At 42.2% G+C, this 25,958-nt stretch carries 25 protein-coding genes; 12 read left to right on the forward strand and 13 right to left on the reverse strand.

What is annotated here, in order from left to right:
* Window position 1: 1 nt before the first annotated feature.
* On the reverse strand, window positions 2–841 hold the full coding sequence (menH, locus tag ACRWQM_RS00960; RefSeq protein WP_434930960.1) for a 2-succinyl-6-hydroxy-2,4-cyclohexadiene-1-carboxylate synthase: 840 nt from the start codon (window positions 839–841) through the stop codon (window positions 2–4).
* Entirely contained in the window at window positions 841–2,580 is a 1,740-nt protein-coding gene (gene menD, locus ACRWQM_RS00965; RefSeq protein ID WP_434930961.1) for a 2-succinyl-5-enolpyruvyl-6-hydroxy-3-cyclohexene-1-carboxylic-acid synthase, read from the reverse strand. The genes menH and menD overlap by 1 nt, the downstream gene beginning before the upstream one ends.
* 476 nt (window positions 2,581–3,056) lie before the next feature.
* On the opposite strand from menD, the gene ACRWQM_RS00970 reads away from it, so the two are divergent.
* Window positions 3,057–3,887 carry an HDOD domain-containing protein gene (locus ACRWQM_RS00970; RefSeq protein WP_434930962.1) on the forward strand — a complete coding sequence of 277 codons (831 nt, stop codon included), beginning with the start codon at window positions 3,057–3,059 and terminating at the stop codon, window positions 3,885–3,887.
* A 154-nt stretch (window positions 3,888–4,041) separates the two neighbouring features.
* Here ACRWQM_RS00970 and ACRWQM_RS00975 read toward each other — a convergent pair whose 3' ends face one another.
* Window positions 4,042–4,476, reverse strand: coding sequence for an Lrp/AsnC family transcriptional regulator (locus ACRWQM_RS00975; RefSeq protein ID WP_226412653.1), 435 nt, complete (start codon window positions 4,474–4,476; stop codon window positions 4,042–4,044).
* A 141-nt stretch (window positions 4,477–4,617) separates the two neighbouring features.
* Between ACRWQM_RS00975 and yjeH the strand changes: the two genes are divergently transcribed.
* Window positions 4,618–5,907, forward strand: a complete 1,290-nt coding sequence (gene yjeH, locus ACRWQM_RS00980) for an L-methionine/branched-chain amino acid transporter (RefSeq protein WP_434930963.1) — start codon at window positions 4,618–4,620, stop codon at window positions 5,905–5,907.
* A gap of 6 nt (window positions 5,908–5,913) precedes the next feature.
* Here the strand turns inward: yjeH and ACRWQM_RS00985 are convergent, their stop codons facing one another.
* Together ACRWQM_RS00985 and ACRWQM_RS00990 are read right to left on the reverse strand one after the other, a co-directional pair.
* Window positions 5,914–6,363 carry a TerB family tellurite resistance protein gene (locus tag ACRWQM_RS00985; protein ID WP_434927482.1) on the reverse strand — a complete coding sequence of 150 codons (450 nt, stop codon included), beginning with the start codon at window positions 6,361–6,363 and terminating at the stop codon, window positions 5,914–5,916.
* A gap of 155 nt (window positions 6,364–6,518) precedes the next feature.
* Window positions 6,519–7,052: a DUF2780 domain-containing protein gene (locus tag ACRWQM_RS00990; protein ID WP_434930964.1), complete on the reverse strand. Its 534-nt coding sequence runs from the start codon at window positions 7,050–7,052 to the stop codon at window positions 6,519–6,521.
* A 158-nt stretch (window positions 7,053–7,210) separates the two neighbouring features.
* Between ACRWQM_RS00990 and ACRWQM_RS00995 the strand changes: the two genes are divergently transcribed.
* Both ACRWQM_RS00995 and ACRWQM_RS01000 read left to right on the forward strand, forming a co-directional pair.
* Window positions 7,211–7,963, forward strand: coding sequence for a hypothetical protein (locus tag ACRWQM_RS00995; RefSeq protein ID WP_434927480.1), 753 nt, complete (start codon window positions 7,211–7,213; stop codon window positions 7,961–7,963).
* A gap of 39 nt (window positions 7,964–8,002) precedes the next feature.
* Window positions 8,003–9,490, forward strand: coding sequence for a DUF4145 domain-containing protein (locus ACRWQM_RS01000; protein ID WP_434930965.1), 1,488 nt, complete (start codon window positions 8,003–8,005; stop codon window positions 9,488–9,490).
* Between the two features lie 354 nt (window positions 9,491–9,844).
* Here ACRWQM_RS01000 and ACRWQM_RS01005 read toward each other — a convergent pair whose 3' ends face one another.
* The 3 genes from ACRWQM_RS01005 to ACRWQM_RS01015 form a co-directional block, all read right to left on the reverse strand.
* Window positions 9,845–11,800 carry a methyl-accepting chemotaxis protein gene (locus ACRWQM_RS01005; RefSeq protein WP_434931948.1) on the reverse strand — a complete coding sequence of 652 codons (1,956 nt, stop codon included), beginning with the start codon at window positions 11,798–11,800 and terminating at the stop codon, window positions 9,845–9,847.
* A 191-nt stretch (window positions 11,801–11,991) separates the two neighbouring features.
* Window positions 11,992–12,354 (reverse strand): hypothetical protein, encoded by a 363-nt coding sequence (locus tag ACRWQM_RS01010; RefSeq protein WP_434930966.1) that lies wholly within the window; start codon window positions 12,352–12,354, stop codon window positions 11,992–11,994.
* 159 nt (window positions 12,355–12,513) lie between these two features.
* Complete coding sequence (locus ACRWQM_RS01015) at window positions 12,514–13,488, reverse strand: LysR family transcriptional regulator (protein ID WP_434930967.1); 975 nt, start codon at window positions 13,486–13,488, stop codon at window positions 12,514–12,516.
* Window positions 13,489–13,646: 158 nt separating this feature from the next.
* On the opposite strand from ACRWQM_RS01015, the gene ACRWQM_RS01020 reads away from it, so the two are divergent.
* Window positions 13,647–14,846: a multidrug effflux MFS transporter gene (locus ACRWQM_RS01020; RefSeq protein WP_434930968.1), complete on the forward strand. Its 1,200-nt coding sequence runs from the start codon at window positions 13,647–13,649 to the stop codon at window positions 14,844–14,846.
* Window positions 14,847–14,933: 87 nt separating this feature from the next.
* Here the strand turns inward: ACRWQM_RS01020 and ACRWQM_RS01025 are convergent, their stop codons facing one another.
* On the reverse strand, window positions 14,934–15,905 hold the full coding sequence (locus ACRWQM_RS01025; protein ID WP_434930969.1) for a putative porin: 972 nt from the start codon (window positions 15,903–15,905) through the stop codon (window positions 14,934–14,936).
* Between the two features lie 84 nt (window positions 15,906–15,989).
* Here ACRWQM_RS01025 and ACRWQM_RS01030 point away from each other — a divergent pair, with 84 nt between their 5' ends.
* From ACRWQM_RS01030 to ACRWQM_RS01060, 7 genes are all read left to right on the forward strand, one after another.
* The gene (locus ACRWQM_RS01030) at window positions 15,990–16,604 is read left to right on the forward strand and encodes a tRNA-uridine aminocarboxypropyltransferase (RefSeq protein ID WP_434930970.1); all 615 of its coding nucleotides are present in this window, start codon (window positions 15,990–15,992) and stop codon (window positions 16,602–16,604) included.
* Window positions 16,601–16,972 (forward strand): hypothetical protein, encoded by a 372-nt coding sequence (locus tag ACRWQM_RS01035; RefSeq protein ID WP_434930971.1) that lies wholly within the window; start codon window positions 16,601–16,603, stop codon window positions 16,970–16,972. The genes ACRWQM_RS01030 and ACRWQM_RS01035 overlap by 4 nt, the downstream gene beginning before the upstream one ends.
* 30 nt (window positions 16,973–17,002) lie before the next feature.
* The gene (locus ACRWQM_RS01040) at window positions 17,003–17,692 is read left to right on the forward strand and encodes a methyltransferase domain-containing protein (protein ID WP_434930972.1); all 690 of its coding nucleotides are present in this window, start codon (window positions 17,003–17,005) and stop codon (window positions 17,690–17,692) included.
* Window positions 17,693–17,861: 169 nt separating this feature from the next.
* On the forward strand, window positions 17,862–19,142 hold the full coding sequence (locus tag ACRWQM_RS01045) for an amidohydrolase (RefSeq protein ID WP_434931949.1): 1,281 nt from the start codon (window positions 17,862–17,864) through the stop codon (window positions 19,140–19,142).
* A 45-nt stretch (window positions 19,143–19,187) separates the two neighbouring features.
* Window positions 19,188–20,516, forward strand: a complete 1,329-nt coding sequence (locus ACRWQM_RS01050; RefSeq protein ID WP_434930973.1) for a M16 family metallopeptidase — start codon at window positions 19,188–19,190, stop codon at window positions 20,514–20,516.
* 5 nt (window positions 20,517–20,521) lie between these two features.
* The gene (locus ACRWQM_RS01055; protein ID WP_434930974.1) at window positions 20,522–21,958 is read left to right on the forward strand and encodes a M16 family metallopeptidase; all 1,437 of its coding nucleotides are present in this window, start codon (window positions 20,522–20,524) and stop codon (window positions 21,956–21,958) included.
* 175 nt (window positions 21,959–22,133) lie between these two features.
* Window positions 22,134–22,715, forward strand: a complete 582-nt coding sequence (locus tag ACRWQM_RS01060) for a hypothetical protein (RefSeq protein WP_226412681.1) — start codon at window positions 22,134–22,136, stop codon at window positions 22,713–22,715.
* 113 nt (window positions 22,716–22,828) lie between these two features.
* Here the strand turns inward: ACRWQM_RS01060 and ACRWQM_RS01065 are convergent, their stop codons facing one another.
* The 4 genes from ACRWQM_RS01065 to ACRWQM_RS01080 all read right to left on the reverse strand — a co-directional run bounded on the left by ACRWQM_RS01065 (window position 22,829) and on the right by ACRWQM_RS01080 (window position 25,937).
* Entirely contained in the window at window positions 22,829–23,161 is a 333-nt protein-coding gene (locus ACRWQM_RS01065) for a DUF2956 domain-containing protein (RefSeq protein WP_434930975.1), read from the reverse strand.
* The gene (gene trmL / locus ACRWQM_RS01070; protein ID WP_434927467.1) at window positions 23,158–23,622 is read right to left on the reverse strand and encodes a tRNA (uridine(34)/cytosine(34)/5-carboxymethylaminomethyluridine(34)-2'-O)-methyltransferase TrmL; all 465 of its coding nucleotides are present in this window, start codon (window positions 23,620–23,622) and stop codon (window positions 23,158–23,160) included. The genes ACRWQM_RS01065 and trmL overlap by 4 nt, the downstream gene beginning before the upstream one ends.
* Window positions 23,623–23,880: 258 nt before the next feature.
* Window positions 23,881–25,251 (reverse strand): ATP-binding protein, encoded by a 1,371-nt coding sequence (locus ACRWQM_RS01075; RefSeq protein ID WP_434930976.1) that lies wholly within the window; start codon window positions 25,249–25,251, stop codon window positions 23,881–23,883.
* A complete protein-coding gene (locus ACRWQM_RS01080; RefSeq protein WP_434927465.1) occupies window positions 25,251–25,937 on the reverse strand; it encodes a response regulator in 687 nt (228 codons plus the stop codon). The genes ACRWQM_RS01075 and ACRWQM_RS01080 overlap by 1 nt, the downstream gene beginning before the upstream one ends.
* Between the last annotated feature and the right edge of the window lie 21 nt (window positions 25,938–25,958).

Raw genomic sequence — 25,958 nt, forward strand, 5'->3', positions numbered from 1 at the left:
CTTATTTTTGTGGATCATCGCGAAGTAACAATAATAACCTGTCAGCGAACATTTGCGGTTGTATTGAATGAATATTGTGACCCACTCCTGCAATTATGCTCACATGAGGCTGTGATATAAGTGTTTGTGCTACGCTAGAGGTGGGTATGTTTGCTTGGGCACTTTGTTGCAGTTGTTCTAGCCAATGACTGGTTATTTGCAGAAATTTTTTATCCTGCTCGCCAGTAATAAAGTAGCTAGGACACTTGAGTTGTTGCAACACGTCTCGACAGTCTTGCTGCCAACCTAATGAGGTTGCTTGGTAGCATGCATGAAGATGATGTGGATTGTTCGATTGGCGCTTACTGATTAGCCATTGGCGCTGATCTGAAGTTAAGCCTGAGAATACCGCTTGTTGATACCATAAACTCAGAAATTGTTTCAAAGGAAGGGCGATAAGCCTATCTGCCCAGCGTTTATCGCTTAGTATTCTTTGTTGTTTATCTGGTTCATTTTGCAAACCGGGATGGGCAGATTCTAGCACTAAACTCAGTAATGCATGTGGCTGTTGTTTGGCGATATGTAAGGCTATGCGCCCACCTAGCGAATAACCAACTAAGTGAAAATTTTGATAGCCTAATTGGGTTACTGCCTTAAAAATATGTTCAGCAGCCTCCAATAATCCTGGGGTCGGTAAACGATATTGATTGCCGCCATGGCCAGGTAAATCGATACAAATGCAATGGTAATACTGGCTCATCTTGGCCATCAAAGGTTGCCAGTCTTCTTTTGCTCCCATAAAGCCATGTAGAAACACCATGGCAGATAATTTAGGGTCGCCGTATCGATTAATCCAAGTCATTAATGCTGTTTAACCCATTGGCTAATTTGAGCGATTTGATTACTCGCTTGATCATGGCTGACATTCACTTCAATCACGCTGGCGCAATTAAAGTCCATAGCTTCGGTATAGGCTTGTATAAACGACTCTAAATCATCGGCTTGACGGTAAGCTAAGCCAAACATTGCTGCACCATAACCAAACTCTAATCCATGTGATAAGCGATAAAAGTCATCTCTGAGTTGTTCGGTTGGAACAGGTAATAAATTAAAAATATTACCACCGTCATTATTTAATATCACTAACACATATGCCGAGGTGATTTGCTTCAATAACGCCAAAGAGTTCAAATCATGTAAGCAAGAAATGTCGCCTATTATCATAACCATAGGGAGTTTGTGACCGATAGCAATCCCTGTGCTGGTGGCTATCAGCCCATCAATACCAGAGGCGCCGCGATTGGTGTATATCTTAGGCAAAGCTGGGCCTATTGGGGCATACATATCATATAAACGGATCGGTAGGCTATTGCCAATAAATAAAATATTATCGGAAGTTTGTTGTTGGGCAATCCAGCGAATAACTTGTGCCTCACCAAAGTGAGTTTGGTCAATGTGTTGGATAAATAATTCAGCTAGGGCTTCATTATGGTTAATGAGTTCTAGCGCCCAGTTGGCACTTGATGATCGTGGCCAGGCTAATTTACAAAATGCACTGACACTGGTTTGCCAAATCTGTTTGCTTTGATGGCTAGGGTCTAAACGATTTGAGCGAGGTAACACTTGCCAATGACTATGCCAAGGTTGATTTGCCAAGTAACTGATTAAGCGCTTGGAAATAAAGCGTCCACCAAACACCAAGACACGATCAGCTTGTTCTAATAGCTTGCTGGTTCTAGGGCAAAGCAGCAGTTGATCGACATTACCAATAACCCCTGAATGCTGTCTTAGCTGAGATTGGGCATCGGTTACTATCGGCCAGGCCAGTTTTTGAGCTATTTCGACAATTTGTTGCGGATTATCTTCAGATGACAAGGTGCCAACCACGATAACGCCCTTACCATGGGCAAAGCGTTTTAAGCCATCTTCGCTGGGCAGCTTTGCGCCCATTGTTGGATGATAATAACTATATGGATGTTGATGGCTTAACCACTGACAAAGAGGTTTTAGATATTGTTGAATAACAATCGGCGCATTTTTAGCTTGCTTGGTTAGGGGGCTAAGTTCATTAGGGTAAAACGGCTCACGGTACATACAATTAATGTGTACTGGTTGGCTAGTTTGGCTAATAGCTTGATCTATAGTGGTTAACAGTGCACTTGCTGGTAAAGCTAAATCTGGCGTAGGTAGATTCACCTGAACTGCATAATGGCCAAAAATACCCGGCTGAGTAATCGCTTGATTGGCGCCACAGTCAATTAATTCCGGCGGGCGATCGCCTGATAATATAATTAATGGTACATGGGTTAACCAAGCTTCTATTATTGCAGGATATAAATTGGCAACGGCGGTACCAGAGGTGGTAATGATCGCCACTGCAGCGCAGCTGGCTTTGGCTAACCCCAGTGCCATAAAGCCTAATCCGCGTTCGTCAAAATGAATATGGCGACTAATGCTGGTTTGTGATGCTGCGGCTAATGTTAAAGGTGTAGATCGTGAACCTGGCGCCATGCATACGTGCTTCACCCCTAAGCGGCTAAGTTCTTCAAAAATTAATTGGCCCCACAAAAGATTTAAATCGGCACTGGCCTGAGATTGCATATTAACAAATACCTGCAAAAAAGAGTCTGTTTTAAGTGTAACCGTTCGTCATAGCGATATCTAAGATTTAGTCTTCATTTTTAACATGGCGCTGAAAAATATCAGTGAAAATATTTACTAAAACCCCACAAGTAAATTTTTTGTTGTGCTAATGTTAGATATATGATTTATATAAAGTCAGATACTTAAACAATGTCAAACTGTTAAACAAGAAAAATCAAACATAAACAGGATAGCTTGATGTTAGCGATAGACTGAGTCTTAAATTGCTTAGGCGATTGATAATGCAATTGCTAATGTAATCGGAGTCACACTAGCTCTCGCTTATGACGGTTACAACTTGGTTATAGCAGGATAAAAACACAATAATCTCACCTACCATAGTGAGTCGGTTAATTGGTTAAGCATTACTGACCAATTAAGTGAACTCATCCCTTATCAAAAGAGGATATGGGTGAATAATCAGGAGAACATATATGCAGACTGCGGCGCTATTAAAAAGAGTTGATGAACTTCCTCGTTTACCTAAAGCGATCAGTGAATTACTCGAAGCGGTTAATAATGAAAATAGTTCAGTAAAAAGTATTTCATCAAAAGTAGCTCAAGATACATTGATCAGCGCGCGGGTACTTCGTTTAGCTAATTCTGCCCATTTTGGCCGCAGTCGAGAAGTGGGTTCGATTGATGAAGCGGTGATCCGCCTCGGAATGCAAACTTTGCGAACCTTAGTCATTGCCTCCGCAGTTGTTGGTGCAATTCCTAAGGTAGACGGTATTGATTTAGCTGACTTTTGGGGCCAAACCTTTGAAGTAGCACTATACAGTCAGGAATTAGCCAAGCGTTGTAATGTGCCCGCAGATGAAGCATTTACCTGCGGTATTTTACACCGTATCGGTGAGTTATTAGTTGCCACCATTGAACCTAGTTTAGCAGCGCAAATTCGTGCAGCGGTTGAGCAAGGTGGTGATGCGCAAGAGCTTGAAACCAAATTATTAGGTTTTGACTCTCCTTCAGTTGGCGCACTATTGGCTAAAACCTGGAAATTTACCCCTAGTTTAGTGGCAGGCATAGAGTTTCAACGTAATCCTATTGCGGCGGAACCCGCATCCAAATTAGCGATTTTAATGTATTTATCTCAACATATTTATATGCATTGGGATGATGAACGTGAGGAAGAAATCTTTACTGCCTGGCTTGCTGCCCTAGTGAATAAAGCCGGTATTATTAAAATGGATATGTCAGGTTTAGCTGAGAAATTAGAAGAGTTACGCGGTAAAGGCTTAGAGATTGGTAAGCAATTAGTGTAAATCGATTTGTAGAGTCAAATTTTTCATATATTTAGAATCAAATCTTGCCATAAGACAGTACCAGCAACTTTTACTAGGTTGCTGGTTTTTTTATTTATAAATTAGTACCTACACCTTGCTTGATTGAACCCGATTATGAGAACGCTTATTTAGCTTAATCCGAATTGAGATTATTTATCCATTCACTCATTACCACGTGGGTTTTGATTTTAATAATGTCAGTTTGTGCATCAATAAATTCACGAATTTCATGTAAGCGCTTCATTGAGTCTGCATGTACATAGACTAATAAGTCCATGTCACCGGTAATGCCCTGGCAGGTAATGACCTCAGGGATACTGTGAAAAACGTGAACCACATCTGCGCACCGCGGGCATTTATGCTGGATTTCAAAGTAAGCTGATACCCCTTGTTTTTGCGATTCGCTTAAAAGCACCTGGTAGCCGCGGATCACGCCGGTGTTTTCCAGTTTTTTAATCCTTTCGGTCACAGCACTTCGAGATAAATTGACTCTATCTGCAATAGTCGAAATACTTTGACGCGCATCTTGGCGTAACTCATTTATAATGGCTTTATCAAATTTGTCCACAGCTGATCCGTCATTTTGTTGGTATTTTTACCTTTAACCGTCATTTTGTGGGTTTAATCGAGCAGTTTGCGTTATATCGCCGACAGAATGAAAACCCATGTGGCACTATAATAACCTAAAATAAGCCCAGTAGAATAACAAATGAATCAAATCACAGGAACCATAGGACGTTGGCAAGGCGCAGGCTTAATGGCCACCACTTTGCTGGGTACAGGGGTGTTTATATTACCGCAAATGACGATAGCAGTGGCGGACTCAGGGGCTTTATTAGGTTGGTTAATTCTGACCTTAGCCATTATTCCGGTAGCGTTAGTCTTTGGATTATTGGCGAGCCGTTTCCCCCACGCAGCTGGGCCAGCTTATTTTGTTGAGAAAGCATTTGGCCGAACTGCTGGCAGAACCATTGGGCTCATTTTTCTACTCGTTATTCCTATTGGTGCGCCTGCGGCAATTTTAATGACCTTTCAATTTATGAACGCATTAGTGCCACTGCACAATGGCTGGCAATTAGTCGCTGAACTATTTGTGGTGTTGATGTTGTTAGGCCTAAATATTCGCGGTATTCAGGTGTCAGCCAAGTTGCAGTTTGGATTAACTTTGGCGATTGTGGCTGTGGTAGCAATATTATTTGGCGCAAGTGGTCTCAACTCAGAGCAACTTGAGTCTTTTAACCAAACTAGCCATCCACAGGTGAGTACAGTCATGTTGGCAATGGGCATAGGTTTTTGGAGCTTTTTAGGTATTGAAGCCATGACCCATCTTGCTAGCGACTTTCGTCGCCCAGATAAGGACATGTTACCTGCCATTTTAATGGGTACAGTGTTAGTGGGTGTTATTTACTTAGCCTGTACATTTTTATTGTTAATGGTGCCGTCGGATAACAATGGCGTAGCGATGATAAGCGCGTTTGACTACCTACTGAGTGATAGCTTTTTACGCGGTTATGGTGCTCAAATAATCGGTGTTTTAGGTATAGCCAGTGGTTTGGCAACGGTAAATGTTTATGCTGGAAGCGCTGCAAGATTACTTTGGAGCTTTAGCAAAGAAGGTATTTTACCTAAATACTTTGTGGTGCTAAATCGCCATGGTGTTCCGTTTAGGGCCTTGTTTGCCATTCTGGGCACTATGGCATTAGTGATTGTGCTGACCTTTTATTCTAATCAGGATTTAGAAAAACTGATTGCCTGGAGCAATGGAGTATTTGTGATTATCTATTTATTGGCGATGCTCTCAGCGGTTAAACTATTGAGTAAGCGTTATCTGCCTTTAGTGGCTGCTAGCTGCCTATTTTGTGTCGGCATTGGAATCGCCCTTGCTGACAACATGCTGTATGCAGTTTTGTTGGTCGCTGTTATAGCCCCATTCATGTGGTGGCAAAAAACACACTTACAAAGCAAGTCCATACAGGCTCCGGCTCACTTGCCGGAATAAGCTGAGCTAGCTTTGGGATATAGCGATATTACGCATTTGGATCAGTTCGCTGTGCTTGAGATGAAGTAAATCAGCACAGCGGCGAATAATTTGGTCTTCATGTTGCGATAGTTCACCATCGGCATAAGCTAATTGCCACATTGCCAGCAGTAATTGCTGCTTTTCATCAAGGCTGAACGCTTGATTCACTTCAGCGGTAAATTCAAATAACGAGGTTGCGTTACCTCTGATTAAGCTAGCTTCTTCAATTAGCTCTTTTGTTTGCTCGGCAGTGATATTCAATGCGTTAGCAAGCATGCTAGGTAACAGTGCAGCTTCATTGTCATCCAAGGTTTCATCTGCATAGACCACTTCGAGTAACAGTGTGGCTGCCGCCAGGTGCAATTGACGGGTTTTATCTTCAGGGCTGTCTGCCTGGGAGCGGGCTTGAATAAATTGTTTGAGTTTGGCAATCATCGTTGTTCCTCATTTCGCCTCTTTCTAACAAAGACGCATCTTAATCAACATACATCCTAGCAAAGACAACAATGCCGAGCACAGTGCTCGGCATTAATTTATGTTTATATTTGTAAATGAGCAGATTAATTAGCTGACAAGGTTTGGCTAATGTTTTACAGCAGCGACCCTAAACCTTTCATAAGCAAATCAACTGTGCCTTCACCTGATTGTTGCTGTAAATATTGCTTAGCAATGTCGACCATAGGCGCAATATATTCTTTTGAAATGCCCAGTTTTTCAAAAGAATCATAAACAACTGCAGCGCCCTGGAATGATGAACCTAGGTTACCTGCTTTTGACAATAAGCCTGACATACCTGAATCACCAGCCATGGCCGGTACTGCACCTAATAATGAGTCTATGCCGGGAATGCTGTTACTTAAGGTGCTGAAATCGTTCTTGCCTAGGTTTGACTGGGCTAAATTCAGTATCGAGCCTAAGCCGCCAGCAGCTTGTTGCTCAGTTAAGCCAAGTTGAGACATAACATTGCCCACTAAGGCGTTATCCGCTAACCCAGTTACTGCAGCAGCTTGGGTTGCGACGGGTGCCGCTTCTTTTTTGGTGACATTGTCTAACCAACCAGCATTTACTGGAGCAGAGAGTAATACGGCTGATAATACTGAACAGGCAATAATAGAACGGTTCATAAAGTTGATCCTTTGGTAAAAATAGTGCTGATATTGGCATTATGTTAACTTTTTTTGCCTCTATACGACATATGAAGATTTTGTTTTGTGCAAACTCGATCAATTTTGGGTATCCTTAGCGCCATAATCATCTTAAGCCGATTTTTGGGATCTCACTTATGTCACTTTCAGCGATTTTGACTGAAGCCTATAATTTTTTTCGTAATCATATTAGCCAACTTGCCGCAATAACCTTTCCGTTATTACTGATACAAGTGATGATCCAGCTTTGGCTGGGTAATGAGATGTTGATGCAAGCCCAGGCTGAAACGCCAGAGTTTGGTAGTATTCATGCCGCAGCCATGATGGTGTTGCTGTTACTGTTTTCTATATTGATAGCAGCAATTACGGTATACCTAGAGGTGCGCTCACGTGGCCACGATGTTTCAACCGCTATGGTATTTAAACAAAGCATTCAATTTGTGCCGCCTTTATTACTTGCGGGAGTGTTTTCTGGTTTAGCTATTTTAACCCCAGTGATGCTATTTGCTGCCTTTGGTCCATTTGGCATAGTGGGCTTTGGGATTAGTTTTTATTTATTTTCGCGCTTAGCTTATGTGAACTTTATGGTTATTGTTGAGCGTTTAACGCCATTGGAAGCCATTAAAGCTAGCTTTATATTTACCGGGCCGATTACAGTTAAAACCATTGCGATATTAATGTTGTATCTGCCACTCATATTAATCAGTGGTACGCTTTCACAAATGGCTGCACAAGTTGGTTTTCCACTGCAATTAATTACCGACACTGTGTTCGCTTTTTTTGGGTTATTTATTAACGTGGCATTGTTCCGTCTCTATATGGTTAATCGTAAAATTGATGCTCCTATAGATGACGCCTCAACAGATGATGATAACCACACAGAAGTGTAATTTATTAGACCTAATTTACTGAGTCGATAGGAGAGTCTATTGATAACTGATACTGAGTTAGTTAGCCAATTCTCCATTGAACTTGGTGAAGATTATGCCAGCGCAAAGAGTTATGTTCGTGATATTCCCACTCAAGCGCTGGTTTATATCCGCAGCTTTACTCACAAACTTGCCAGCCTAGTTGCTAAACAGCATCAGCTAGAGTTTATTGGGCCTAATCTATACGATCGCATTGAGCAATTAAACCAAGCTCGCCTTATTGACGTTACTGCTATTCGTACCATGCATAAATTGCGTGCTGACGGTAATCGTGGTGCTCATCCAGAAAAATATCATCTTACCCAACATCAATTAGTGTCCTTGGCTGAAAAATCAATTAAGCACATTATTGACGTGATCAAGCAGCTTTATCCGTTAGTGCACCAAGCATCAGCGCCTGCCTATCAATTTGTGCCTTTTGATTCATTGGCGGGCAGAGATGTATGCTATCGCGCCATGATGCACAATGACCATCATGCTCAGTATTTAGTGGCTATGTCGCTAAAAGCTCAAGCACTAATGGCTCAAGATCAAACTGGCACTCAAGCTGTTGCTCCCGATGAAACACATAATCCACAGTTTAATCAGGATGAGATGCAGCGACTTTTTGCTCAGGCGGCTTATTGGTTTGCCCAGGCAGCACCTTTTGAGCATGCGGCATTATATGAACACGGTGTCAGCTTGCTGCATGGTTATGCTGATTTTGAGCCAGCAAAAAAAGCCCTGCACACAAAACAAGGCGAGTTACTTATTGCTCAAGCCGCTAGGCATGGCATTGCCGATGCTCAAGCATTACTGGGTTACTTTTATCTGGTGGGCAGTGAGGTGTTTGGTGCTGATGTTGAACAGGCTAAATTATTGCTAACCCAAGCGGCTGAAGCTGATAATGTTGAAGCTATGTCTAATCTTGGGGTGTTGTTTTATGAAGCGGGTGAATACCAAAAGGCATATGTTTGGATGAGCAAAGCGGCAGAGTCTGGCTATCCTCAGGCGCAGTATCATTTAGCGTTACTATTAGCCGAAAAATTGGCTTTAAATGTTGGCGATAATATCGATGTGCAGCTTGAGCAAAGTCAAATATGGATGCAAGAAGCGGCCAGTCAAGGCCAGTTAGATGCCATGTTACATTGCGCTACGACTATTCTTCACCATGAACACGCCACTAAAGCCGAACTAGAACAAGCCGAGCGCTACTTACATGATGTGATTAAATATGGCCATAATGTTACCGCAATGATTGAGCTCAGCGTTGCTTTGGCTGACGGTATGTTAGGTCGAGTCGATGTGGTGCAATCAGCTTACTTATTACAACAGGCAAAATTGCATGGTAATGATATTCAGCGGCAAGTAGTAGCGCCTTTGTGGCAGTCGCTATTAATGCAAATTGACAGTGTTATTGACAACCACTGCGTGACCGCGCTTCAGCCTAGTGAAGGTGAGTTGGCTGCCCTGCAACAAGCAAAACATATGCTTAATCTAAGCTCGTGATAGTAAACACTTACCAAAAAGCCCTTTTTCTTGCTAATAGCGTTAGATTAACGTGCAATAGGCAAGCTGTTGACGTGTTAATGCGCCTTGTTTTCAAAACAGATGACAAGTTTGTTATAAAATAGGTTAAACGTGTTGAATTTAGCTAATTGAATGCATCTCTACCTGAATTGAAGGTAAATTAACGCGTTTTCAACGCATAACGTTTGGCGCACGTGCTTTATAAAGAGGTATCACATAACACGAGACCTCTTCATTTTATCGATGTATTTTTAATGTTTAACGATGCTAATCGCTAATCCTGTTACATCAGTAACAGGATTAGATCAGTCTGATGATCCTTTCCCTTTAACTCTAACTATTAATTCCTAGGCTTTGCTCAATATTATCGACACTATTATTCACTTGTGATGCAATGGTTTCACTTTGTTCAAATGCATGCTTGGCACGTTGAATTAAGTTGTCCATGGCGATAACAAACTCATCAAGATGATGCACCTGCTGTTTGGCAAAATCGCTGCCTTGGCTGGCACTGTTGAGCATAACATTGGCCTGTTGTTGAACTTGCTGGGCAACGGCAAGTAAGCTTTGTGCGCGGGTTTTCTGTTGCGCTGATGCTGTGCTTATATCACTGACACTGCTACTGAGTGCACTATTTGACTGGGTAAGTTGGGTGAGAATTGCCATTATTTCTTTTAGCGATACCTGAGTGCGTTGTGACAGGTTACGCACCTCATCAGCGACAACCGCAAATCCTCGTCCCTGTTCGCCAGCCCTTGCTGCCTCAATAGCTGCATTTAATGCCAATAAGTTGGTTTGTTCGGCAATGTTACCAATCACATCAACAATTTTAGCAGCATCACTCACAGAGGTACTGAGTTGTGATAGTGAATGGTTACATTGAGTGACTGTGTGTAATGTATGGTTAGTGGCGGTCAGGACTTCCTGCGCTTCTAGTTGACTGGCTTGCATGTCGTTCATGGTTTGCTGGGCAGTGGCTGTTAATGCGCTAGAGGACTGATTGACTTGATTGGCTAGTTCAATTAAATCGGTAGTTTGACCTTGTGCTTGCTGTACCACGGTTTGGGTTTGTTGGGTGCTGTTTGATAATGAGCCAATTCTTGCCACTAAATCACTTAACGATTGCGACACCTTAGCCATATTGTGCTTTTGTTTATTATCTTCTTGCTCAAAACGTTGTAATAGTTGGTTAAAGTGTGCGGCAATTTGTCCTGTTTCACACTGACTATTCACCGCAAGCGGTTCTCTTTGGTTAGATTCACTTAATAATAAAAACGCGCGGTTTAGCTTTTTCAATGGCGCGACAACTCGGCGTTGCTGCAAGATGAAATAACCGATTGAAAAGAGTGCCAGCAAGGTTACCATGCTATAAAGCAGCCATTGTAAATTGACTTTTAATTGCTGGTCAGTTGCCTGCTGGGTGCTTGCTAATGCGACCAGCTGATACTCTACCTGGTTGGTAGCTTTGATTAATGCGGCTTGTACTCGCTGATTTTCTGTCAACATCTGCTCAGTATTCGCCACCTCTTTACCGTAGCGCTGTGTTATACTGAGTAACTCTGCCCGTGGCGTTTCGCCTGTTTCAATTTGGATCGTTTCATCATCACCTAAGGCAAATTCATCCGCTTCTTCGGTCTGGTAAATGCCCAACAAAGGCAGATTATCTAATTTATCGTGCCACAGGTTTAGGGCATTGATAGAAAAATTTAGGTTGTTAGCTACGCCGCTATCTTTGTCGATTAATATCGCCTGGGTTTGCTGAGACAATGTATACACTAAGCTGGGTAACTCAACACTAAGCGCGAGATATTGCTGTGCGGTATTGAGGTCATGAATGTCTTGCGAAGCTGATTGGGCGTAGCGGCTTAAGTTACGACTGTAGTCGAGCATTTCTGATTCAGAGAATGCCAATAATTGTCTTGGGTTACCTGCTAGCTTACCCGCTGCGCGGTACTTAGTGTCTAAATCACTAATTAATTGCGTCATCAATGTGGTTAAAGAAGCACTGTTTAGGTAAGGATGAACTTGGTGTAACTGAGTAATGTCTACATTAATTTTGGTAATGTCATTACGCGCTTGTTCAAGGTAATTCGTTTGACCTGTTTGTAAGTATTTATCGATATTGCGACTGATGCCATATTGGAAACTATGCTGGATTTTTTGTAAGTCTTGATTCAGTTGTTCACTGACTTGTCGTTGTTGATTGCTCCATAAAACGGTTGTTGCTAGCAACGCTGCCAGCAGTAGCAATAGCGCAGATGCGCCTAAAGATAGAGTGGATATTTTCAAGGGGCTAATACTCACATAAATGGCATGAATAAAAGCAGCATATGGCATTAATATTACAGTTCTGTGTTCGCTGTAAATATTATAGTCTTGATTGCGGTGTAGCTTAATGATGTGTTAACTCCCCTATGTCACTAAAAGGGGGAGTGACATCGGGGGAGGATTATTACATCCTCATTTGATTCAATATTAGATTAGTCTGCTTGATGCTCAAACGTACGTCCACCTTGGTTTGGCTTGTTTTGATGTTTCCCCGCGGGCGAAAACATATCAGCATAAGGTGCAGTAGGTTCGCGTTGAATATCAGCATCGCTTCGGTATGTGTGACCTTGTTGGCGCTGAGATTGTTCAAAAGCACGCTTCATTTTTGGGATAATAACTTTACGACCTAGTAGCTGAAAAGTAATGAAGCTCAGCAATAAAAATAACAAAATAAATGGCAGCAATACCATGGCAATTAATGACAGACCAATAAAGGCCACTAATGCCAAAAGTGGGTTCATTGCGGTTAAGTTGTTTTTCAAATTGGTCGCGCGAAATGATTGATTAAATTGCATAGTGGCTCCTGAATATGATTAGCCCATATAAATAATAATGAAGACTGAAAGGCTAGTGTGCCGCTTTTGGACATAATATGTCACGTTAAAGTGAGTTAATGTTCTCAGTGCAACGTGACATGATTTTTTTCTGGGATTTTTATTATTGATGGTTTTTGTTTATTCAGTATGGAGTGATGCTTTGAGATCCTGGGGAATACTATTAACAATCATTTGTCTCACCCATTCATGACCTGGGTCTTGATTGTTGCGCTCATGCCAAAGTAACACATAGGCCATTGGCATAAACTCAAAGGGTAGGGGAATTTGCACTAATGGATATAGGTTTTGTGCATGGTGCGCAAAACTGGATGGTAAAGTGAAAATTAAATCGGTATGGGCGCAAATACTGGCCGCACCATAAAAGTCGGGCACAGTTGTGGATATTCGGCGATGATAATTACTATTTGCGAGAAAGTAATCCAATGCCCACCAGTCATTACCTTCGCAGCGAACTTGTACATGGCTCATGGCAAGGTACGCCTCTTGATGCCAGTGACCTTGTTGTAATGCAGATAAAATAGGGTGATTTTTACGGACTAAACACACTTGATTATCGCTAAACAAGGTTTGGTATTGCAGGCCATCAGCAAGATTATCCTCTTTAAATTGTGAGTGTGGATGCATATCACGACCCGCAATGCCAAAGTCTATTTGGCCGTGTTGTAAGTCGTAAATCGATTTTTCTGTCCAGCCGTAAGTGTCTAGCTTTAATTGAGGCGCCTGCTTTAGCAGTGAACCGATAAAGTAAGGAATTAATGTTTCATAAGCGCTTTCAACCATAGAAAAAGCAAAGTGACGCTGGCTGGTGGCGGGCTCGAAACTAGGTGGTAAGGTTAACTGATACAAGTTTTGTAAAGCTTGTGGTAACACTTTGCCTAATGCCAGTGCATGGGCAGTTGGTTTTAAACCGTGGGCTGTGCGTTGAAATAATGGGTCGTCTAAAGTGTCACGCAATCGATTTAAGCTTTTACTTAACGCTGACTGGCTTAAGTGCAACCGATTAGCGGCACGGGTCACACTTTGTTCTTCTAATAATACTTGTAACGTAACCAGCAGGTTTAAGTCAATGCGGGCAAGGTTGTCTAAATTCACAACAGTTATTCCTTTGTGGAAATTCATTATGGATTTTATATCATTTCTTGTCATACCACTAATGCGCTAATATTACTTATTAACCTCAATAAGAAATAACGATTGAGGTGAGACACATAGAAGTCTGTGGTTAATCTATAAATCGAGTGAGAAATTTGATGCAACGTAATCTATTACCGTTATTAATGTTGATGGTGCTGCTAAGCCCTTTAGCGATTGATATTTATTTGCCTTCTATGCCAACCATGGCATTAGAGTACGGTGTGTCAGACAGCCAGGTGCAATCCACGTTAGTGCTGTTTTTATTTGCTATGGGTGTTGGACAAATTCTGATTGGCCCACTTGCTGATCGTTTTGGCCGCAGACCGATTGCGATTTTTGGTATTGTGCTTTATGGCGTCAGTAGCTTTCTGGGGGCTTATGCGGTTGAGTTTGAGTTATTGCAACTTGCAAGGGTATTTCAGGGGCTAGCCGCGTGTTCAACGTCTATTGTGGTGTTTAGTGCGGTGCGTGATTGCTACAGCAATAAAGAAAGTGGCTCGATTTACAGTTACCTTAATGGCGCTATTTGTGTGGTGCCCGCACTTGCGCCTACATTAGGTGGATTATTGGCGCTGCAGTTTGGTTGGCGTTCGACCTTTATTTTTATGGCGTTATACGCCATTATCGTGTTGTTTATTGTTGGCTTTAAATTTCCTGAAACTCGACCGCTTAACACTGATACCTCAGGTACATTATACCGCTGGGGACGCTATAAGCCGGTGTTAAGTGATGGTCATTTCATGTTTTATGCCTCGGCTTGTATGGTCGCAATGGCTTCTATTCTTTGTTATGTGTCTTATGCCCCAGTGTGGTTAATTGGTCGTTTAGGTATTTCTGAGCTAACGTTCAGTGCCTTATTTGGACTTAATGCCGTGGTGAATGTTGCTGCTTGTTTTGCTGCGCCGATATTAGTGAAGCGCATCGGTAATCGTGCTGGTGTGGTTGTAGCACTTAACTTTATGGTTGCAGCCGCGGCTATTGAAGTGGTGATGCAGTTAGTGGGCCCACAAACTGGCTTAGCGGCAGGTTTTGGGTTTATGTTACCCATGATGTTGTTATGTGTAGGCTTTGCGGCGTTACTTGGCCCAGCGACTAGCATGGCATTGGCAGGCTTTGGTGAGCGTGCGGGTACAGCAACGGCCATGCTAGGTTGTATTCAAATGAGCGGCGCAGCGATATTAACCGCCCTTATTCAATTAACTGATATTCCAGCGCCCTATGCAATAGCCTTATTAATGGGGGGATTGTGCAGTGTGTTATTGCTGATGATGGGCATGAAACGTTTTAATCATTGGCACCAAGAGCAGCATGCTTAATTGAATAGGCATATGTACTGAATGCTCATGAACCAAAAAAAGCCCATTAGTAAAGTAATGGGCTTTTTGGATCTAGGTCATTAGGTTTTAGAATCGAGCGTTAATGGCGATACCGAGTGAGGTCTGAGAATCAGAATCTACAAAAGTCTGCTCAAGAGATACTTTAGCAGAGAAAATATTTGAGAAACGCCAGAAGTAGCGGGTGTTTATCGAATATGTATCATTTGAGTTTGAGTCACTGAAACTATAATTATCATTAACGACGGTATCAGGCGTAGTAATAATATTTATCCCATCAAAATCATAATCACTATTAAAATAAGTATAAAGTCCGCCCACAGACCAAGAGTCAGTGATATACCAATCAGCGTTAACACCGAGTACCGTTACTGAATTTTCGCTGTGAGAGGTGCGTGATGAGATGTGGTCATCTGGCTCTAAAACGAGAGTGTAATCGCTGTTATTTTTAATTGATGAATGTAGTATAAAGCCATTCAACATCAACCCTGAGATCGACTCAAAAGGCAGATAATGCTGGTAATCAAGTTTGATAAGGTTATTTTTATTTTTATCGCTATAGTATCTACCATCATACTGTTCAGTTACATCTTCAGAGTTCCATAAGTATGCCAAGGTTAATTTTGACTGCTTGGTAAAGTAGTAGCCTAGATTAACACCGTAAAAATTTGAGCTATCATCAGAGTTAAATAGCGTAATGCCTTCAGTGGTGTTTCTAGTATAGTCCCCACCAATGAAAAATTTAGAGTCAAAGACATATTCACCCGCCATATTATATAAATCTTGGTAATCGGTTACGGCATAGCGAGCTGAAATGGTAGAATATTGATTGAGAAAAGGCGCCAGTGCGTAAGGAACGTCAGCTTGATTAACGGGCTCAAAATAATAACTATAATTGAGATTGAGTAAGCCATCAGAGTTTTCAGTAGAGTCTAGAAAGCCTAACTCGGCTTCATGTTGAAAAGTGTCAGAGGTTTCTGCGAACGTGTTCGAACTGACCAATGCCAGCATTAGTGCTAAAGACAAACTTGTCTTAGTCATTTATTCTTCCTTGATATGGTAAAAGTATTGTAAAAATATGATGTTATATGGTTTGCTGTATTCAAGCAACAGGTTTAATTTAAGATGAGAAGAACTTATTGTGCCGTCTGTGATTACCCACAAACAGCTTGTGTGTGCCATGCGATTAGCCCATTACAGGCGCGCACAAATGTCATAGTGATGCAGCATGAAAGTGAAGTTAATCATGCTAAAAATACCGTTCGGTTAATGCGTTTAGTTATGCCGAACATGCGGGTGTTTGTGGGTGAAACCGCAGAAGATTTTATTGATTTACAGGCTTACCTAGCCCAAGCCTCCAAGCCGATATATGTGGTGTATCCAAGTGACAATAGTCAAACTGTGTCGCAATCGGGTGCTCAGGCCGACAGCATCATTATTTTACTGGATGGCACTTGGCGTAAAGCTTATAAAATACTCCAGTCTAATCCATGGCTGCAACACTACCCCGCTATCCATTTAGATGTTGAACACGCATCAAATTATATTATTCGCAAAGCAAAACGGCCTGATAGTTTATCTACCTTAGAGGCTACGGCTTTATTATTGTCGGCGCTAGATAAAACCTTAGACACAGAGCCTTTGTTTGCCGTTTTTGATGCTATGGTGCAACATAGATTGAGCGCCATGCCTGAAAACATCAAAGCCCGTTATCAATTAAATGACAAGGAAGTAAAATGAAGTATTTATTATTAGGATGTTGTTTAGTATTAGCTTCAACTTCAATGGTTTTTGCAAGCGATACTATTACGCCAATCGATCCGGAAAAACCGCGTAAGAAGCTGTCGTTAGAAAAACAGGCTCAGCAAGGCAGAATTGATTCTAAAAAGTTAGCGCAATCGCAATTAGACAAGGCGCGTGTTGCAGCGCAAGCAACCGCTGAACGCGAACAAGATGTGTTGTCGCGCCAGGAGTCAGGTGAATGGCAGAATGAGCAGCGTGAAAAGGCTAAAACGCAGTTTGATGATCGTGCTGAGCGAGAGAATAAATATTTAAAACAAGCACAAGAAGCCGCCGCTAAAGAAAAACAAATTAGTGAAGAAAAGTAGCCTAAGTGTTGAGCCAATAGAGTGTCTTTCATGTCAGTAGATTTAGCTGTTAATACCGTTGTTGCGCCAGAACGCTGCCCATTATGTCACCACACTGAAGTGGTGTTTTTTCACCAAGATAAAGACCGTAGCTACTTTCAATGCAAACAATGTGAGTTGGTTACTGTACCTGCGTCATTTTATTTAGATAAAGCCGCAGAAAAAGCCCACTATGATTGTCACCATAATGATTTTGCCGATGCGGGTTATCAACGCTTTCTATCTCGTACCTTAACTCCATTACTCGCTCGGGTTAACCCCAACGCTAAGGGGTTAGACTTTGGCTGTGGGGAAGGTGCTGTGCTTAGCCAAATGGCAGCGCAGCAGGGTGTTGACGTTAGTAATTATGATTTATTTTATTTCCCTAACCATGACCTACTACAGCAGCAATATGACTTTGTCACCATGACCGAAGTGCTGGAGCATATTGCTAACCCCCAAGCAATATTTAAGCAACTACAAGGCTTACTAAACCCTTCAGGCAAGCTGGCTATTATGACTAAGCGAGTTAAGGGGATTGCAGGTTTTATAGACTGGCATTACAAGTTTGATCCTACTCATATTAATTTTTATAGCCTGTCGACCTTTGAATGGATTGCTAAACAGTATCAATGGCAACTCGAAGTGATCGAGAATGACGTGGTAATGTTTCATTTGCCAGAATCCGCTGACTCTAACTAATTTACTTTTGGGGACTCATTACTGCAAACAAATAGATACAATTGTTCTTAGCCGGCCACCCTCAAAAAATTTAACAATTTAGCAAAATAAAGGTAAGTTAATTGTCCAATTATAATAATTAAACGGATTAATCATGCGCCTTACATCAATTGCTAAGTTCATTACCACTATGACGGTAAGTTTAACTACAGGTTTATTAGCAGTACCAGCCTTTGCCGACCAACCCAATGCTGCTCAGCTTGCTGCAGATGTAGAGGCAAAAGTTATTGAGTGGCGTCGCGACTTACACCAACATCCTGAATTATCTAATCGTGAATTTCGTACCAGTAAAGTCATTGAAAAACATCTAAAGTCTTTAGGGCTAGAGGTGCAAACGGGTATTGCACATACTGGCGTAGTTGCCATCTTAAAAGGGGGTAAGCCAGGGCCGTTAATCGGTTTACGTGCCGATATGGATGCGCTACCTGTTACTGAGGTAGTTGATTTACCTTTTGCATCCAAAGTTACCGATACTTATCGAGATCAAAAGGTTGGTGTAATGCATGCCTGTGGCCATGATACCCATGTGGCTATGTTAATGGGTGTCGCCGAAAGTCTGGTAAAAGTAAAAGATAGCCTAGCGGGAGATGTGATGTTTATCTTTCAGCCCGCGGAAGAAGGCGCACCTGAGGGTGAAGAGGGCGGAGCTGAGTTGATGTTAAAGCAAGGCTTATTTGCTAAACGTAAACCTGATCAAGTATTCGGTATGCACGTGACCTCAAGTTTACCTACGGGTGTGATTGGATTACGTTCAGGGCCAGCCATGGCCAGCGAAGATTCATTCACCATTAATGTCACAGGCAAACAAACCCACGGCTCACGTCCTTGGGGCGGGGTTGATCCTATTGTGGCATCCGCGCAAATTATCACTAGCGTACAAACTATTATTAGTCGCCAGGTTGATATCACTAAAGCGCCAGCCGTGGTGAGTTTTGGGGCAATAAATGGCGGGATCCGCTCTAATATCATTCCTGATAAAGTTGAGTTAATTGGCACCATCCGCACCTTTGATCAAGACATGCGAGCTGCGATTAAGGTCAAGCTAGCTGATATAGCCTCCAATGCTGCTAAAACAGTGGGCGCAAGTGCTGAAACCATTATTGATGCGGGTTATCCAGTAACGGTTAATAATCCTGAGTTAGTCAGTAAAATGCGTCCTGTAATTGCATCTGTTGTGGGCGAAGAAATGCTTATCGAACCCGGTTTAATTACCGGTGCAGAAGACTTCTCTTATTACGCATTAGAAACCCCAGGGTTATTTTTCTTCTTAGGTGTAACTCCACATGACCAAGACTTAAGCCAAGTCGCCAGTAACCATTCACCTGCATTTTATGTGGATGAAAGCGCTTTGAAAGTCGGTGTACAAACTATGACACAAATTGCGCTTACAGCATTAGGTGCAGCAGAGTAAAATTTATTCAACATTGATAGTTAAAATAGCTCAAAGGAGCGAAATATGAAACGGACGTTAACCGCGTTAATGTTATTGGCAGGCATTTTAGGCACATCAAGTGCTGATGCCACTACCGCCAAAGATATTGATAGTTTTACCTTAGATAACGGTATGAAAATTATGGTATTAGAGGATAGCTCTATACCCAATGCCAATATGTACTTATTTTGGAAAGTTGGCTCGCGCAATGAGGTACCTGGTATTACCGGTATTTCGCACTTTTTTGAACACATGATGTTTAATGGTTCAAAAAAGTTTGGTCCGAAAATGTTTGACCGCACTATGGAAGCTGCTGGTGGGGCAAATAATGCTTACACCACTGAAGACATGACAGTGTATACCGACTGGTTCCCCGCCAATGCCATTGAAACCATGTTTGATTTGGAAGCCGACCGTATCGCTAATTTAGATATCAACCCTGAAATGGTTGAGAGTGAGCGTGGCGTGGTGCAGTCAGAGCGCACAACAGGGCTTGAAAACTCTAACTGGCGCACCATACAAGAAGCGTTAAAAGGTGTGGCATTTTCAGCCCATCCTTATAGCTGGTCGGTTATTGGTTATGAGTCTGACATTGCCGCATGGACGTTAGAAGACTTGCAGCAATACCATAAAACCTATTACGCGCCAAACAACGCCGTTGTGGTTATTGCCGGTGATGTAAAGCTGGCTGAAGTTAAGCGATTAGCAAATAAGTATTTTGCACCTATTCCGGCACAAGCACCGCCTAAAGCCGTTCGCACAGTCGAGCCATTACAGCAAGGTGAGCGTCGCGTTTTTGTTAAGAAAGAGTCGGTAAGTACTCCAAATGTGATGTTGGCTTACCATATTCCGGCCACCAGTCATGCTGACTATTATGCGCTTGATTTACTCAGCTCAATCTTAAGTCAAGGTAATAGCTCGCGTTTTTACCAAGGCTTGGTAGACAAGCAACTGGCGACATCGGCAGACACGTACATGCCAATGTCGTTCGACCCTAACTTGTTTTACATCTTAGGTGTTGCTAACACAGGCGTTGAAGCTAGTACCCTTGAGCTTGCCTTACTAGAGCAAATTAACTTAATCGCAACCCAAGGTGTCACAGCTGGAGAGTTAGAAAAGGTTAAAAATATTAAATTAATCAATTTTTATCGTGATATGGAAACCATTAACGGTAAAGCCAACACGCTAGGAACCTACGAGATGTATTTTGGCAGCTTTGAAAAATTATTTGATGCGCCAGAGCGTTATAACACAGTGACCCCAGAAGATATCAAGCGTGTGGCGCAAACCTATTTAATTCGCGCTAATCGTACAGTCGGTGTGTTGGCGGCTACAGAGGAGAGCGACAAATGAGACCTATGAAACAAACAATCAAAATGTCGTTGTCGGCCCTGGCTATTGTCAGTGCATTATCATTAGCGGGTTGCGCTACTACAAGTAACAGTACTGTGGCCAATGTAGTCGAAACAGGCAGCTTTAGCTTACCTCAGTATCAAACGGTGAGTTTATCTAACGGTCTTAAAGTGAATTTAATGGTACAAAAAGAAGTGCCATTAATCACAATCAATGCCGTGGTGCGAGCCGGTGCAGTGAATGACACCACCTCAGGGCTAGCCAGCATTACAGCCCAAGGGCTCATGCTAGGTGCAGCGGGTCAGTCAAAAGCCGATATTGAACAAACACTCGATTTTATGGGTGCCAGTTTGAATACCGGCGCAGATCAAGAGGGCAGCTATATTGATGCCAGCTTTATGAGTAAAGATCTGGATAAGGTACTGCCTATTTTTAGCAATGTATTGTTATCTCCTGACTTTGATACAGCAGAATTTGCTAAATTACAGCAACGTGAAATTGTGGGGTTGTCGCAACAAAAGGAAAGCCCGCGTGCTGTGATTGGCCGTTACTTTAATAAGCTAGTGTTTGCTAACCATCCTTATGCGAACCCAAGTTCAGGTAACAGCGAGTCTATTGCTGATTTATCTATTGAGCAGCTACGAGCGTTTCATCAGGGTTTCTATCAACCTAATAACGTAGCAATTAGTGTTGTGGGTGATTTTGACCCGCAGCAAATGCAAGCTAAGTTAGAGCAAGCTTTGGGGCAATGGCAAAATACTGAAGACGCAGTGCAAGCCGATTTAGCTCAAGCTTTACCTGTAATGGGCGCTAGCCGCGTGTTGCTGGTGGATAAGCCTGATGCAATTGAAACCACTTTTGTGTTTGGTGGCATGGGTATAAGTTACGATAACCCTGATTACGTTGGCTTAACGGTAGTGAATACAATTCTAGGCGGTCGTTTTACCTCATGGTTAAATGATGAACTTAGGGTTAACGCAGGCTTAACCTACGGTGCGCGCTCTGGTTTTGTGCCGTTCTCAAAAGCTGGTGTATTTCAAATTAGTACTTTTACTAAAGCTGAAACCACCAAAGAAGCCATTGATTTAGCCTTAAAGACCTATGCAAGATTGTGGGAAAAAGGTATCGACCAAGCGACCTTAGATTCAGCTAAAGCTTATGTTAAAGGGCAGTTTCCGCCTAAGTTTGAAACCGCCAGCCAGTTAGCAGGCTTAATGTCAGAGATGTATTTATATGGCTTTAATGATGATTTTATTAATCAATTTCAAGCTAAAGTTGATGGGTTAACCATTGCTGAAACCCAGCGTTTAGTTAAGCAGTATTTCCCTCAACAAAATTTGCAGTATGTGTTGATTGGTAATGCTGAAAAAATTGCCGATATTGCCGCTCAGTATGGCGACGTGACCAAGGTTGATATAAAAGACAGTGGTTTTGGTCAATAGTTTGGGGTAGTGAATTGAGCTGTAACTAATAGCCAAACTAAAAAAGACCCACGATTGAGTGGGTCTTTTGTTTTATCGGGTGTATATTTTGAGTTGATTATCTTGGGGGCGATTAAATAAGTGTATCCCAAGCCTTAGGTGCTAAAAACGGGTCAAATATGGCAATCAGTGAAATATGCACTCGCGCTTTACTTTCAACAATCAACCGACTTTAAACAAGATGATATTGAACTGCTTTAAATCGATAACCTGTATTCTATTTGGCATTATTACGCTGCATTGTGCGCCTGCTTTGGCCAATAAAGTGCAGCTTGGGCAACTTTGCCCGTTAATAAGTGGTCAGTGGCAAGGCAGCGCAGCAAATCCAAACGGCCTATCAAAACAGGTGACTACCTCAGTGCTGTGTTCTGCCGATAACAATAATATGTATATTAGTATTAGCCAGGGTGCACGGTTCAGTAATAGTGAAACCTGGTGGTTTCGTGTGCGAGGCAATGAGATCGAGCTGATTTATTCTGATGGTATTAATGCAGACATTAGCCAACTATTTACCTTATACCAGCAAGGTGATGGATTTACTTTTCTAGGAAAGGGTGAAATTAAACAGCGTCCAGCTTTAATACGGCTTTCCTTTGATGCACAGCAAGCTAACGGTAAAACCCACTGGCTATGGCAACAAAGTGCCCACTTTTTAGATGATGATAGCGACAGTTATCAAGTGGTTCGGGGGGTAAGCCTGATGCCTATAGGTAGGTAAAAGTCTGGGCAATAAATGAAATAATATTTATTTAAGCTTGCTACGCCATATAACCGATACCCAGACAGGCTTAATAAATAGCTTAATCAATAGATTAGCTAGTAAAGCTTTGCCTAGCTAAAAAAGTACAACGCAAAGCCTAGCCAACTTAAGCCTAATGCACAGGCTAATGCCCATACCATAGGTGTCATTTGGGTTGATTCAGTAAACTCTAATTCAAACTCAGGTTCATCGTGTTGTATTTTTTGCTTAGATTTAACTTGCTGCTTGCGCGCTTTATCACTCTGTCTTGCTTTGGCTTTATGCTGTTTTTTATATTCAGTAATGCCTTTTTCAATACCGCTAGCAATAAGCTTAGTTTGCGCTTTAGTTTGGCCTTCTTTCTGGGTCGACTTGGCAATGGTTAATGCTTGCTCTTGAGTTTCGTTTGAACTGGATTGCTTCATTCTGCGCCTGCAAAATCGAGCTGTCGCCAGGCTTCATAGCTAATAATCGCGACAGAGTTAGAAAGGTTTAAGCTGCGGCTATTGGCAGTCATAGGAATGCGCAAACGCTGCTCTAATGGCGTCGCATTAATAATGTCCATGGGTAAGCCGCGAGTTTCTGGGCCAAATAATAAAACATCATCTTCGGCAAAAGCAATTTGAGTGTGTGGGCGACTGCCTTTAGTGGTGCACGCCATAATACGTTTACCTGCCATAGCGACTAAAAAGTCTGGGTAATTTTTATGGCGGGTGACTCGGGTTAGGTCGGAGTAATCTAAGCCTGCGCGACGTAGCTTTTTCTCTTCTAAGTCGAAACCTAGAGGTTCAATAAGATGAAGTTGCGTACCATTATTGGCACATAAACGAATAATATTACCCGTGTTTGGGGCGATTTCTGGCTCATAAAGTGCGATATGGAACATGGTGACCTACCTGAAAAAAATAACGGTGCATTATAGCTGAAGTAGTTGAAAGCTTCATTATTAACTCACGCCAGTTAACTCACCCGAATTTGAATGAATAAATGAGCTAACCATTATTGGCTCTCCTTATAACTGTTGAAGTTAACCTGATAATCAATATCTTGTACTCTGGTTTAGTGATTTTTACCGTCCATGTTACTTATAGGGATAATATTTAAGTGAGCCTTTGGCTGCAATTACACCTCAAGAGGTGACTTTTTAATGGCGCTGAGGCAAGGTGATCTTTATCAATAAACCACTTGGCTGAGCATTTTTCGCCTCAATACTGCCTTTATGGACTTGAATAGCGGCTTGAGTTATCGCTAGGCCGAGTCCCCATCCACCACTATTGCGATCTCTGGCATTATCCGGACGGTAAAACGGCCTGAATATCGCTTCTAGCTCTTGCTCATCAATACCCTTACCATCGTCTTTAATCTGAATGACAATATTTTTACCCTCTTCGATGGCTCCGATATGCACGTGTTGAGTGGCATAACGGATAGCATTTCGCAGTACGTTTTCAATTGCACGGCACAAGGGTTTTGGATAGTGCTCAAAAGCTAAGTGCTCATCGATATCTATTTCGAGTATTTTCTGTTGTTGCTCTGCCTCAAACTCTGCATCATCAAGGACTTGGCTCAAGGTTTCGCTTAATTCGGCATGAATTTTTATTTCGCTGGCATTTAGTGTTACTCGAGATAACGTCAGTAACTCACCGATTAAGTCATCTAATTGGTTGGCTTCATATTCTATGCGGGTTAACTCTGTGCTGTCTTGGCCTTTTTTACGTGCCAGCGCCAAGGACAGTTTTAAGCGTGTTAGCGGTGTGCGAAGTTCGTGGGAAATGTCTCCCATTAACCGTTGCTGGTTAGTCACCATAGCTTCAATTGAGTCGGCCATACTGTTGAACGTCATTGCAAGCTGACCCATTTCATCACTTCTGCTGACGGTGGTTTTGTCGACTCTATGCGATAAATCGCCTTTCGCGATTGCATTGGCGCTGCGTTTTAGACTATTCAGGGGTTTACCAAGATGCCAAGCGAGTAAACCACATAATAAGCCTGAGAATAGAATGGCAATAGAGGCTGTGAGTAGTTTGTTCTCTGAAAAGTAAAAGAACCAGGGTCTAGGATGGTTAGCGGGAACTCGACCATAAACTTGAAAGGTTTGCTGGTTAACGCTGAAAGTTAAAGGGCCAAAAATAAGCTCATTTCTAAACTGATGACTAATTGGCTGCTTAGCGTCTTCTGCCATTAATAGAAACTGTCGTAAAGAGCGAGGGACTTTACGGCTATTAATAACTTGACCGTCGTCGTTTACAAGATACACACGTAGCGGTTTGTCGTGTCTTGAATGTTGGCGTTGTAATTTATATAGCTTATCTGTAGTGAGAATATCGGGGGATTGTTGAATGTCTTTAGCGACCGTTTGTAGCACTTGCTGTAAATGCTTTTCAATCGGTGCGCGGTCCTGACTTTGCATAATAATGGGCAGAATTAACACTAATGCAATGGTCAAAGAGCTGCATAGCCAAAAGCCAATCAACAATTTAAAGAATAAGCGATTTAATGGGTTAGTTGAACTCATTAGGGGATCCAAATATAGCCCTTGCCTCGCAGGGTTTTTACCCTCGCTCGGCCATCTTTGCGCTCGGGTAACTTCTTACGCAAATTGGATAAGTGCATGTCTAAACTACGATCAAAGGGCATCAGTTTTTTACCCAATACACTTTCACTTAACGAGTCTTTGGTAACTAACTCACCTGAATTGGCAACTAAGTTAAGCAGTAAGCTAAATTCGGTTGATGTCAGAACCATTAATTGTTCATTGCAATAAACTTCTTGGCGCTTAGGATCTAGGCGCAAGTCACCAATTTTCAAAGCATCACTAGTTAACAGCTCTTGTTCAGCATTGGTCGCACGACGCAATATGGCCCGAATACGGGCGATTAATTCTCGGTCGTTAAACGGTTTTGGCAGGTAGTCATCGGCGCCAATCTCTAGGCCAATCACACGATCGATTTCATCGCCACGGGCGGTTAACATCAATACTGGAGTTTGCTTACGCTTGCGGATGCCTTTTAATACTTCAAAGCCCCCAAGTTGCGGTAGCATCACATCCAATAGAATCAGATCAAAATCAGTTTGTAATGCTTTAGTTAACCCTTCTTGACCATCATAAGCCTGGTTGACAGCAAAGCCTTCCATTTCTAATAACTGGGTTAATAATTCTGATAATCCGACATCATCGTCAACAAGTAAAATTCGATTCATTTCAGCCCTCAATATGCATTC

Origin of the sequence: Shewanella sp. HL-SH5 (genome assembly GCF_051163755.1) — a bacterium.
Classification (GTDB): domain Bacteria; phylum Pseudomonadota; class Gammaproteobacteria; order Enterobacterales; family Shewanellaceae; genus Shewanella; species Shewanella glacialimarina.